This window comes from Nostoc sp. UIC 10890, assembly GCF_054786515.1.
Window position 1 is genome coordinate 1,300,419 of the sequence record NZ_JBSGKF010000001.1, and the last position, 12,379, is coordinate 1,312,797.

The 12,379-nt window shown below is 42.5% G+C and carries 8 protein-coding genes; 5 read left to right on the forward strand and 3 right to left on the reverse strand.

From position 1 onward, the window contains the following. Positions 1-46 precede the first annotated feature (46 nt). A complete protein-coding gene (locus tag ACWATR_RS05130; RefSeq protein ID WP_460330091.1) occupies positions 47-2,197 on the forward strand; it encodes an ATP-binding protein in 2,151 nt (716 codons plus the stop codon). Further along, on the forward strand, positions 2,190-4,163 hold the full coding sequence (locus ACWATR_RS05135; RefSeq protein WP_460330093.1) for a hybrid sensor histidine kinase/response regulator: 1,974 nt from the start codon (positions 2,190-2,192) through the stop codon (positions 4,161-4,163). The genes ACWATR_RS05130 and ACWATR_RS05135 overlap by 8 nt, the downstream gene beginning before the upstream one ends. Positions 4,164-4,773: 610 nt before the next feature. On the opposite strand, the gene ACWATR_RS05140 is transcribed toward ACWATR_RS05135, so the two are convergent. After that, a complete protein-coding gene (locus ACWATR_RS05140; RefSeq protein ID WP_460330095.1) occupies positions 4,774-6,981 on the reverse strand; it encodes a PD-(D/E)XK nuclease family protein in 2,208 nt (735 codons plus the stop codon). An 87-nt stretch (positions 6,982-7,068) separates the two neighbouring features. On the opposite strand from ACWATR_RS05140, the gene ACWATR_RS05145 reads away from it, so the two are divergent. Then, on the forward strand, positions 7,069-8,415 hold the full coding sequence (locus tag ACWATR_RS05145; protein ID WP_460330097.1) for a proton extrusion protein PcxA: 1,347 nt from the start codon (positions 7,069-7,071) through the stop codon (positions 8,413-8,415). Between the two features lie 110 nt (positions 8,416-8,525). Continuing rightward, entirely contained in the window at positions 8,526-9,809 is a 1,284-nt protein-coding gene (gene mltA / locus ACWATR_RS05150) for a murein transglycosylase A (protein ID WP_460330099.1), read from the forward strand. A 98-nt stretch (positions 9,810-9,907) separates the two neighbouring features. Here the strand turns inward: mltA and ACWATR_RS05155 are convergent, their stop codons facing one another. Together ACWATR_RS05155 and ACWATR_RS05160 are read right to left on the reverse strand one after the other, a co-directional pair. Next, positions 9,908-10,141 carry a DUF3134 domain-containing protein gene (locus tag ACWATR_RS05155; protein ID WP_069074137.1) on the reverse strand — a complete coding sequence of 78 codons (234 nt, stop codon included), beginning with the start codon at positions 10,139-10,141 and terminating at the stop codon, positions 9,908-9,910. A 180-nt stretch (positions 10,142-10,321) separates the two neighbouring features. Then, positions 10,322-10,750, reverse strand: a complete 429-nt coding sequence (locus ACWATR_RS05160) for a hypothetical protein (RefSeq protein WP_069074136.1) — start codon at positions 10,748-10,750, stop codon at positions 10,322-10,324. A 993-nt stretch (positions 10,751-11,743) separates the two neighbouring features. On the opposite strand from ACWATR_RS05160, the gene ACWATR_RS05165 reads away from it, so the two are divergent. Beyond that, a complete protein-coding gene (locus ACWATR_RS05165) occupies positions 11,744-12,361 on the forward strand; it encodes a hypothetical protein (protein ID WP_460330101.1) in 618 nt (205 codons plus the stop codon). The last annotated feature ends 18 nt before the right edge of the window (positions 12,362-12,379 follow it).

Here is a 12,379-nt window from a genome sequence, read left to right on the forward strand (position 1 = left end):
GTATAAACCTTGAAGAAAGTGTAATTTTGAATTGGAGCGAAGCAACTTGACAATCCTTTTGGCGATCGCCATTCAGTACGAACAGGATGTTGTGCAAGCTCGGCAACGAACTCGTGAGATCGCCGAGCAGTTGGGCTTTGATGTTCAAGATCGGGCGCGATTGGCAACGGCAGTTTCCGAAATTGCCCGTAATGCCTTTCAATATGCCGAAGGTGGAACAGTTGAATTTTCTGTGGTAGGAGAGCCGCAAGCGTTTCTGATTCAGATTCAAGATCGGGGTGGAGGTATTCCTGATTTAGAGGGCGTTTTGGCCGGACGCTACACCTCTGATACAGGAATGGGTCTAGGCATCGTGGGCACTCGTCGGTTGATGGATTTCTTTGAGATTGAATCGCTGCCGGGACAGGGAACAACGGTAACAATCGGCAAAAGGTTGTCGAAACGCACACTTACTTTCACCGATTCGCAATTGCAGCAGATTCGAGAAACCATAATGGGGCGATCGCCTGAAAATCCCTATCAAGAAATTCAGCAGCAAAACCAAGAATTACTCCGGGCTATGGCAGAGCTACGGAAGCGCGAGGAAGAATTAAGCCAACTCAATCAAGAGTTGGAAGATACTAATCGCGGTGTGGTTGCCCTCTATGCAGAACTGGATGAGAAAGCCAGTTCTCTGCAACAGGTAAACGATCTAAAAACCCGCTTTCTCTCGAATATGAGCCACGAGTTTCGCACGCCGCTCAACTCGATTTTGTCCCTCTCTCGGATGCTGCTAGCCCGGATGGATGGGGATTTAACTATCGAGCAAGAAAAGCAGGTGACATTCATCCAAAAGGCGGCAAACGGATTATCAGAATTGGTCAATGATTTGCTGGATTTGGCAAAGGTGGAAGCTGGAAAAATTGAAGTGCATCCCAGTTCCTTTGAAGTGAGTGATTTGTTTGCCACACTGCGGGGGATGCTGCGCCCATTATTGGTTCAAGGTTCCTCTGTAGCGCTGATTGTCGAGGAAGCTGAAGGGATTCCACCGCTCTATAGCGATGAGGGCAAAATTGCTCAAATTCTCAGAAATTTTGTCTCAAATGCGCTGAAATTTACCGAGCGGGGAGAGGTGCGCGTCAGCGCTGTGCAAACTGGTCATACCATCACCTTCTCCGTATCTGATACGGGCATCGGCATTGCTCCCGGCGATGAAGAACGGATTTTTGAAGATTTTATGCAAATTGACTCCCCTCTGCAAAAGCAGGTGAAGGGAACCGGGTTAGGATTGCCGTTATCGCGCAAGCTAGCGGAACTACTTGGGGGCAGCATTTCGGTGAAAAGTCAGCTAGGTGAAGGCTCTACCTTTACAGCCTTGATTCCCATCGTCTACCCAAATGCCACCGAATTGACTACCGTACTGCAACCAATCGCATCAGTTGAGCTAACTCGCCTGCCCATTCTGGTGGTTGAAGATCATCCAGAAACCCTATTTATTTATGAAAAGCACCTTCAGGAATCAATCTATCAATTGATTGCTACCCGCACCTTAGCTCAGGCAAGGCTGGCCTTACAAAAACTTCGACCGACGGCGATTATACTAGATATTCTGCTGGAGGGGCAAAACGGCTGGACGTTCTTGCGAGAAATCAAAGGAGATGAAACAACCTGCACTATCCCTGTACTGGTTATTACCATCGTTGATAACGAAAAGCAAGCACTGGCGCTAGGAGCAAACGGTTTCCTAATTAAGCCGGTAGACAGATTGCCGCTGTTGAACAAACTTAATAGGCTAATTACTGAGAACAAGCCTCAAAAAGTCTTGTTAATTGACGATGACCCCGCCTATCGATATCTTGTGAAACAGTTGTTAATAAATACACCTTTGAGCATTTTAGAAGCCGCGAATGGAAAAGAAGGATTAAGTTTGGCACAACGCGAGCAGCCAAACGCCATCGTGCTGGACTTGGAGATGCCAGAGTTCGGCGGGTTTGATGTACTCAAGCAACTTAAAAACAATTCCGTCACTCAGTCGATTCCTGTGATTATTCACTCATCTGCCCAACTGGATGCAGAAGCGCAGAGCAGGTTAGCGGCGCAAAGTATAGCCATTGTTTCCAAAGAAATAGGCTCTCAAACTACAGCAATTGCCCAACTTCAAGATGCGCTCATCAAAGCCGGACTTGTTCTAGAGGTTTCAGGGAAAAGTCATGTCTGAGCCACGGGTTACGATCCTGCATGTTGACGATAACGAAGCCAATCGTTACGTTGTTACCCGTATTTTGCAAAATGCAGGCTTTAGCGTCGTGGAAGCGGCAAATGGAGCAACAGGCTTAGAAGCTGTTGCAAAGTTTCAGCCTGACTTAGTAATTTTAGATGTCCAATTACCAGATATCAGCGGCTTTGAAGTCTGTCGCCAAATTAAGGCAAACCCGGAAACGGCTTTTATCCCTGTGCTACACCTTTCTGCAAGTTTTGTCCAAAGCCAGGATAAAGCAGAAGGCTTGGATAGTGGTGCCGATGCTTATCTGGTGCAACCTGTTGAACCAATTGAACTGCTTGCCACTTTGCGATCGCTGCTGCGAATTCGCCGAGCAGAGGAAGCTGCTTTGTCCTCAGCGCGAGAGTGGCAAACTACCTTTGACTCCATGAACGACGGCGTATCTCTGGTTGACGGGGAAGGGATAATTATGCGCTGTAATCGAGCGATGATGCAGCTTTTTAACAAGCCCTCCCACGAAATCTTAGGTTATGCCCACAATGAACTGATGGGCGCAAAATTGGGAATCGGCGATGGCACTTGTTTTCGCCGTGCGAAAGAAAGTCACCAACGGGAAATTCTCGAATTCCAGTTCCAAGAACGCTGGTTTGCCAAAACTATTGACCCGGTACTTGATGGGGATGGGACTCTCACAGGCGCAGTTTTCATCCTCTCCGATATCACCGAACGTAAACGAGCAGAAGCATTGCTGAAAGAGCAAAACGATCGCCTCAATCAACTAATGATTTCTTTGCAGCAACAGACTGAACAAGCGGAGCAAGCTAACCGGATCAAAGATGAGTTTCTAGCAGTGCTGTCTCATGAATTGCGATCGCCCCTAAATCCAATTCTGGGTTGGGCAAGAATTCTCCAAAAGAGTCACCAGGATGCAGCCAAAACTCAGTACGCCCTTGAATCCATCGAGCGCAACGCGAAACTGCAAGCACAACTAATCGAAGACTTACTCGATGTGTCGCGTATTCTCCAAGGAAAGTTGAGTTTAAACACAGTTCCAGTGGGTCTAAATTCTACCATCAAAGCTGCCCTTGAAACCGTGCGGTTGGCTGCTGAAGCTAAATCTATTCAGATTCAAACAATATTTGAACCGAATGTTGGGCCAGTGTTGGGTGATTCTGGTCGTTTGCAACAAGTTGTTTGGAATCTACTTTCTAACGCGATTAAATTTACCTCACCCGGTGGCCGAGTAGAAGTGCGGTTAGAAACAATCAAGGATGAAGCAGATACTCATGCTGCGGAATATACTCAAATTACTGTCAGCGACAATGGTAGGGGCATCTCTGGTGAGTTTCTGCCCTACGTCTTTGACTACTTCCGCCAAGCCGATGGGACAACGACGCGAAAATTTGGCGGGTTGGGGTTAGGGTTAGCGATCGTGCGTCATTTGGTTGAATTGCACGGCGGAACTGTTCACGCAGACAGTCCTGGAGAAGGGCAAGGAGCAGTATTTAAAGTTAAACTGCCACTGATCGCTACTTCAACATTGAATCAAATTAATACAGCCGATCGCGATCGCTCAGATTTAAATCTCAATGGATTGCAAACGCTGGTTGTAGACGATGACAGAGATTCGCGGGAGTTTATTGCCTTTGTGCTAGAACAGTACGGGGCACAAGTGACTGAAGCAGACTCAGCACATGATGCTCTGAGCAATTTGATGCAAGCAAAATTTGATTTGTTAATTAGTGATATTGGTATGCCCGATATGGATGGCTACACCCTAATTCGTCAAATTAGAAAGCAGTCACCCGATCAAGGCGGAGAAATTCCAGCGATCGCCCTGACTGCCTATGCGGGAGAAATTGATCGACAACAAGCACTAGCCGCCGGATTTCAACATCATATTTCTAAACCAATTGAGCTAGAAGTATTAATACAGGCTATTTTGACGATAGTAACGGTTTAGCAACCTGAATTTTTTGATTGGTGAACTCCAAGAAATAAATTATCCAATATTGTGGGGTGGGCAACATGAGCGCCCTATGGACTCGGCTATCGTGTCGCCACTGGTGTCAACTTCAGTCAAAAATAGCGTACTGATTGGGTGTCAATACTTGTCGGTTAAGGGGAAAAGGGTAAGGGGAAAGGGGAAAGAAAAAACCTTTACCCTTTACCCTTTAACCTTTTCCCCAAACCCAATTCCGAGTTTAAAATGCTTATCCGAGCAGTATTGGATTGGGTGTTGTTCACCCGCCAGGGATTGTAAATCCCTGACTAATTGCTCAAGTCTACTGAAGTAGACTGAAAATTTTTGCGCTCTAAAGTCCTCTGAAGAGGACTTTAGCTATGAGACAGGGATTTACAATCCCTGGCGGACGTGCTGGCGGACGTGCGGTTTCGCGTTAAGTTGACACCAGTGGCGAGACGCCCACCCCACAATAAATAGTTGTATATTTTTTTATGGTTTCGCGTTAAGTTGACACCAGTGGCGAGACGCCCACCCCACAATAAATAGTTGTATATTTTTTTATTTGGAAGTCCCTTGCTATCAATTACAGTAGGGTGTATGAATAAACTCAATTAACATTAGCCTCAGAAATAACGGTTACACAAGCATTCACTAAGGGTAACAGCGGCCCTAATTGCTCTTGTCCATTCACTGCTAAATCGCTGTGACACAAATAAACTCTCTCCGATACACGAGAGAGTAAATCTGTCAAAATTCTTTGCAGTCGTTGTTCTTCTGCCAATTTCTCATCTTCTGCTGTCCAGGGTTCGCCTAACCTGTCTCGCAGGAAAAACGGCGCACCGAACAAAGTTGCTGCACCACCTTTCGCCCATAGGGGTGAACCAGCATCTAGCCAAAAATGCCACTGGTGCGATCGCCTACTAGATCGATATTGAAATATAGTTGCTAAGGTGACAGCCTTTCTCGCTCCACCGATGGGACGCACAGGGTAAGGGTTGGCGGTAATCGTACCGCGTCGCAGTAGTTGAATGAATTCGATAATAGTTGTGTGAGGCGTTGTCTCAACTGGGGCAATTTGTCGTAGTCTGGTGTCAATTTCCCAGTAGTGTTGGGCGGTTTCTAATAATTCTCGCAGTGCTGCTAGTTGTTCGTAAGGAAGATTGCTACCATTCCACAAAAAACGCTGAATTGCTCTATCTAACAGAGAAATAGGACTGGGAATTAATCGCAATTCTTGTTGCGATCGCTGCTGTTCTAACCACTGTAATATGTCATTATAGGCTGTGGTTGCTGCATAGCCGATTCGATCCCAACGCTCGAAGGCTGACACTGGTAACAAGTTGGGGCGATCGGGATGGGGTACAAAGCAGTAATCTGCAATTAAACCAGCACGTACCGGGTCAATATTTGTAGAGACGCGATTCATCGCGTCTGTTGTAGATACCCGATTCATCGCGTCTGTAGAGTTTTCTGGTAGTTGTTGTTTCCTACTCAAGACAACCAGCATTTCTGCGACGGCATCCCGATCTACGAGTCGTCCCAAGCCGGGATAAACTAGTGCCAACATGGTGAGTAAAGCGCGAATGACGGGTGAACTAATTAAGGGACGTTGGTCATTGAGCGATTCTACTGGGATATTTTGCTTGATGAGGATTTCTACTAGAGTATAACGAGCGATCGCATCTAAACCAGGTGCAATAATTGCCACTTGTTCTGGTTGCACTTGCTTTGATTGGATGGCATTAGCAATTACCTCGGCTGTTTGCCGTAATAATTGAGCGCGGGAGGTGGTTTGAATTGAATGCACAATCTCAGGTAAACTCAACAGTATCATCGGTTCTGTGACTAATTCCACCATCTGTTTAGTGAGTTGCTCACCAAGAGACTCTGGAGGCGGCCCGGTCAAGATTTCTACCCGACAACGCTCTGCTAAACCTTCTAGATAATTAGGATCTGCTCCCAATCCCAATCGCACTGCACCATCGGGATTATAACTAAAGGCCCCGATTGCGCCTTGCTCTAACAGCAATTCAAACAAAAGACGCGCTACGCTAGGATAGTCATCGACATCATCCGCCAGTACCGCCTGATAGCGTTTAGTTAGGTGCTGTTGGTAATTGCGATCGCTTAATAAATATTGACTATAGAGTTCGGTAATAATGCCATAAGTTAGTAACCCCCTTTCTAAACACCAGTTACGCCAATCTAGCAGCAAAGATGCCAAAAATTCCGGCTCTAAAGTTGTAGTATTTTCCCCCAGACCTTTTGCCAAAATCTGGGCAATATCTTCGCAAGGAGTACCACTATAAGCTGCTAATTGCAATAAATCTAGGATGCGACGCACCAGGCGAGACTCATTCACTCCCGCAATCCGTAAAATTTCTTCGTCTAATTGGGGACGCCAGAGTTTGGTTGCTAATTCTTGTTCCGTTTCTGGCCGCAATCGTACCGGAAACTGTGCCTTCAGGTTCAATGAGTTAATTAGCAACGGCCAAAATAAAATAACTTCATCCTGAAAAAAACCTAGTGGCGTCTTGGCACGAACCGGATATTTTCCCAAGGTAGATGTAACAATTATGTCTCCTAACTCTCGACGATTGTCATCATTGGCAGCTAAGACTAAAACTCCCGGCTCTGTTTGTTTAAGATATAAAAATTCGGGTACATAACCACTTTTTTTACGACCTGTTTTTTTAGTATAAAATGATTCAGCGTATTTATTCTCAGGTTCTAACCAATTACAAAATTGCTCTACCAAACGAGCCGTCTTACCACTGCGGCTAGTGCCAACAATCCAAACCGAATGAGAAACCACAAACTTTCTCCTTTTAGATTTGCTAGTATACCTCGTGCGTTAACTTAAGGTTAAGAATCACCAAATAATGCTGGATGATTGTCTGCAATGAAAAACTCTGTTTTTAGCCAAAAAATCTATTCTTTCTTACTTGCTGCTTATCGATGGTACTTACAGACTCCTGAACGTTCTTTACATGAAGCTTACGATGCAGCATTAAAGATTAAGGAAATAGAAGATAAGCATTTCAATGGTAATAAAATAGACATTGACTCAGCCATGTACAGTAATAGCGTGATGGATTATTTTGAGTCAGACCTTAAAAAGCTATTAAAAATTGTCAGGATGCGGTTGACGGAGTTTAGAGCAAGCCGTTGGTTTCTAAATGAAGAGAATCAAAAAGCTACTCAGAAAGCAGATATACAGCATCTAAGCCCTTCTTTGGTTTTGGAAAAGCTCAACTTCATCGATCAAGTTACATCCAAATACACAAATATTTCCGATCAAACAACTTCTAAAGCTTTAGTAGTTCGTCCTCCAAATCCACCAGTTAACTCTGTAATATCTGACGACAAATCGCTGCTCGTCAATACTCCAACGTTACCACCAAAAATACCAAATAGAGACTCTGATAAAAAACCTAAATCAAAGCTGAAAGCTGATACAATGGGCGTTTTACCCCGCTCTATTTTAAGTACTATCAGTCGTCTGCAAGTTGAATTAGACCCTAACTCTGAACAAGATGTAATTCAGACTTTTCGTCAGACTCAAAGAAGAACAATAATATCTATCAGGTTTATTTTACTATTAATTATCATACCACTTTTGACACATCAGATAGCAAAAGCTTTCGTAGTAGGCCCAATTATTGACCGATTTAGAAGCAGTGAGCAAATGCAGATATTCCTTAATTCCGAAATGGAAGAGGAAGCTCTTGTCGAATTACAAAGATTTGAAGAAAGGCTCAAGTTTGAAAATCTGATTATCAAAGCCCCTCCACTGTTGCCTGAACAGATAGAAACTGAAATGAAAAATAAGGCTATAGAGATTTCTGAAGAATTTCGTCGCGAAAGCTCTAATGCTATCAAAAATGTTTTTGCAGATGTTTTCTCTGTGGTTGCTTTTATCTGGCTTTTGCTTGTTAGCAAGTCTTCTATTGCTGTGATCAAAGATTTCTTTGATCATATTGTCTATGGACTTAGTGATAGTGCTAAGGCATTTATCATCATTTTGTTTACTGATATATTTGTAGGATTCCACTCTCCTCATGGCTGGGAAGTGCTTCTAGAAGGTGTATCACGCCATTGGGGATTACCAGCAAATAGAGATTTTATCTTCTTATTCATTGCTACATTTCCAGTGATTTTAGATACCATTTTCAAATATTGGATCTTCCGCTATTTGAACCGGATATCGCCTTCTGCTGTTGCTACTTACCGTAATATGAATGAATAGATAGTGGGGATTTGGGACTGGGGATTGGGTACTGGGAAAAATTTTGTAAAAATAATTTTTGATTTTTGAATTAGAGGAAAGTTGGATAATATCAAAGATTTTGAATTTTGATGAAAAAGACACTTGCTGGGTTAGGAAAATTTAACAAAATTATTGCCATCAGCTTACCTGTGTTTTTGTCGATTTTGCTGGTGCGGATGCAGTCTTTGGCATATTCGGAACTCAGTCCGCCAAAATGTAGGGTGAAAAAGTGGGATATACCAGTTTCCTTGAGTGCTGACAATCAAAATGCATTACCACAAAAACAAAATACACCATTGATTCAGAGACTACCAGTTACTTGTTGTCAAGGTGATAGCTCTTGTTTTGATGAAGTACTCTATGGAGAAATACCAGAGAAAAAGGCACTATTGAGTGCGATCGCACGCAGTCTCCAATATCTACAAACAGCTAATGCGGCGGCTGCTTATCAAAACTATCAGGTGGCTGGAATTACACGCGATCGCGTCTTAAAAAGCTTGCAAAGATTCCGCGAAATCCTATTAAAAACTAATTCTGCAACAGAATTACATCAAGCCATTGAGCGGGAATTTGTTCTTTACCAGTCAGTCGGTAGCAACACCAAAGGTTCCGTTTTATTCACCGCTTATTATGAGCCACTTTACGCAGCCAGTCGCGTCCCCACAGCAGAATATCGCTATCCTGTTTATCGCTTACCTGCTGATTTAAACTCCTGGCCTAGGCCTCATCCGACACGCGAAGATTTAGAAGGAGCAGATGGTTTACAAGGTGCAAAAGGGAAATTGCGAGGATTAGAGTTGTTTTGGTTTCGCGATCGCCTTGAACCATATTTAGCTCAAATTCAAGGTTCGGCTAGACTTCAGCTTCCCGATGGTACTCAAACCACAATTGGCTATGCGGGTAATATCGCTTATAACTACAAAAGTATTGGCCGAGAATTAATCAATGATGGCAAATTACCACTAGAAGGTGTAACTATGCCAACTATTCTCGACTATTTCCAAAAGCATCCCCAAGAATTAAATATTTATATTCCGCGCGATCGCAGCTTTGTTTTTTTTCAAGAAAATCACGGTGAGCCAGCCCAAGGTTCTATCAACGTACCATTAACAGCAGAGCGTTCTATTGCTACAGATAAATCTCTCATGCCCCCTGGCGCTTTAGCGTTGATTCGCGCTTCTATTCCTTTTGTTAATCCTACCGGAAAAATGGAGGAGCAGATTATTAGCCGCTATGTTCTTGACCAAGACGCTGGAGGTGCAATTAAAGGTGCAGGTAGAGTAGATTATTTTTTAGGTACTGGGAAAATAGCAGGCGATCGCGCGGGTGTGACAGTCAGCAATGGACAATTATTTTATCTATTACTTAAGTGAAATCGGCGGCTATAAACTTTTTCTTAGTCCGCGGAGGCGGACTTTGTTTGTGTAGCCGCGGTTTATAACCGCCCTAGCTCTAAAATTGGGCTAATCTGCTAGGCTTCTAAATCCATTTCAGTGTCATCATCATCATGATCATAAGGAATATCGTCAAGGTCTATCATTTCTGAAATTTCTTCTACTTCAGTTAGATACTCAGATTCTTGATGTTCACGCTCGATGAGACGACCAGTTGACTTTAACCATTCCAAAAGAATAAACTCATTACTTGTACGAATTACAGGCGCTCGTTGGTTACGAGGTTCTTCACGCAAAGGACTTGTAGGCATAAAAAAAACTCACTTTGAATTACAGTTTACCGTGCAAAAACATCAAAATCGTACATTCAGGTTAAAAGTCTTGTATGAACCATTGAGTTTTTAATCTCAAGTCTTCAAGTCTGTCTAGTTACCTACCATTAAAATGTCTCCGCATCAGTCCTAATCATAAATGTTCAAGCGGACGCGATCTTACAAAGCATTTGGTAGCTTGACGAGAGTTTCATACATATCAGAGGGTAATGCAGACAATCTGTTCGCTACTGCGACTGCATCAGCTAAGTTGCTAAATTGACACCGGACAATTTCTTGTCCATTTCCTGAAGGGAATCGCTTCCTAGCTTTGTTAGATACAGCACAAATAATCGCTAAAGCTTTGGCGAACCCATCTTTTGTCAATATTGTTTCTTGAGCAAACCCTTCAACAGGGATAAGGCATACCTCAAACCGATAGCCTGGCCTAGGAGAAACAGCTATGTCGATATAGGGTTTATCTTCTTTCCTGATTCGGCGTAAATATTTGGCTGTCGAATTAGTATCGTGCAAATCAGTCCCAAGGGCATAAGTAAAGAAGCAATCTTCCGTGAGCGACTCAGGACGGGTAATTATATCCGTTGGCATAAGTTCAAGTAGTATCCGTATGTTTTCTAGGTTTGTGACACACTTTACTGTCAGTTCTTCTTAGCACATTTTTTTACAGTTAGACGTATCAGTGTCACAGATGGGTCGTAGTCTCAAAGTTAATAGAGCTAAAACCTTTAGAGATAAGAGTCTTCAGCATTCCAAAAACTGAAATTTTAGTTAGCCAAACTGTATTGGAATACATCACCCTTATCCATACTTTGAGAAGACCCGTTCTCGGTCGTCATCTTCAACCTAATTGCATAGGTTAACAATATTAACTGACACCAAATACCTTCAAAATCAAAGGGTGTAGAGATTTAGATTCGGAGAGGTGTTTATTATAGTCAGTTACATGACCGAAAATATTTCTCAACTATCTAATCATAACATAGTTGACGGTTGAACTTTTTTCAACTATTCTGACCCATAGATATTAGGTCACCAACAATAGTAAATTTGTATTCAATTCCTACTTTGAAATAACTAAATATGCTTATTAAGTAGTTTTAATTTTTACCAAACACAATTACATAGAGAAGGAAATACTGGGTGCGATCGCCTAATTTCCCACTGATCATCTGATAAAATTTGGCAAGTATTCAATTTAACTGCTTAAGTAAGATTATTGTAAAAAATATTACTGTAAACCTTGCCATATATTGCCTACACAGTCTCTAAAGGTGAAATACAAAACTGATATTTTAGTATGCGCCCAAAAATTATTTCGCATTTCAACCCCATTCCCAACCTCTAATTGAGGCAAAATCCTGCGTGTAGAAAAATTGTAGAAGTTCAAAACAGATATCCTTATTTTTTAAATAAAAATTAACATATTATTAACTAAACTTAGTAATAGTTTGTATATAATGTAGAACTTTACTGCGAACTTCATAATTTCCTTAAAAATGAATGTTCAACCATGTTAGATTGTGATTAGCTGTAAAATTTTAGACACCTAACACTCATAGTACACCATAGGAAAATTAGCAAATGTCTAGACAAAGTTCTCATGAGAGAAACTTTTTCAAAGCTTTAACTGGTAATGCGGTCAAAGGATCTCATAAGTTAACACGGGGACTGGAATCCGGCCTGATTATTCTGGTTGAATCTGTACCTTTTTTGATTGCTTGTGCTGTACTTGTGAGCGTTATCAGCCTAAAAAGTCCTATCCTGCTCTTTTGTTTACTAGTTGGTAGTTTAATTGCAGTCATTACCCAGCAAATTGGGCAGCAGGTGAATTTACCGAGGCGATCGCTGATATCATTACAGATTTTAGCAGCAGCCATCATCTTGAGTTTATTTTGGTTAGACTGTTTCGCAACCCCTGCACAAGCACAGTTTTTTGGGGAAGCTGAAAAGTTTTTCAAAAGAAACTTAGGTGGTGCAGCAACAAATGGTGGTGGTAGCGAGACAGCAATCAGTTTGATATTTAATGTGTTGCGGGCGATTTACTTACTCTATATTGCAATTTCACTGGTTGGTGTGATTAACGCAGTGCGTAAAGATGAAGATTGGCAAAGTATTGCCAGAACTCCCTTATTAGTGGTTGTTGCTGTTACCATTGCTGATGTACTCACACGCTTTGTAATTGGCCCACAAGTGCAGTAAATAATTCAGATATTTCAA

Coding starts and splice junctions, on each gene's coding strand:
- ACWATR_RS05135 (WP_460330093.1), top strand. CDS start 2,190: ATGTCTGAGCCACGGGTTACGATCCTGCATGTTGACGATAACGAAGCC.
- ACWATR_RS05145 (WP_460330097.1), top strand. CDS start 7,069: ATGAAAAACTCTGTTTTTAGCCAAAAAATCTATTCTTTCTTACTTGCT.
- mltA (WP_460330099.1), top strand. CDS start 8,526: ATGAAAAAGACACTTGCTGGGTTAGGAAAATTTAACAAAATTATTGCC.
- ACWATR_RS05155 (WP_069074137.1), bottom strand. CDS start 10,141: ATGCCTACAAGTCCTTTGCGTGAAGAACCTCGTAACCAACGAGCGCCT.
- ACWATR_RS05160 (WP_069074136.1), bottom strand. CDS start 10,750: ATGCCAACGGATATAATTACCCGTCCTGAGTCGCTCACGGAAGATTGC.
- ACWATR_RS05165 (WP_460330101.1), top strand. CDS start 11,744: ATGTCTAGACAAAGTTCTCATGAGAGAAACTTTTTCAAAGCTTTAACT.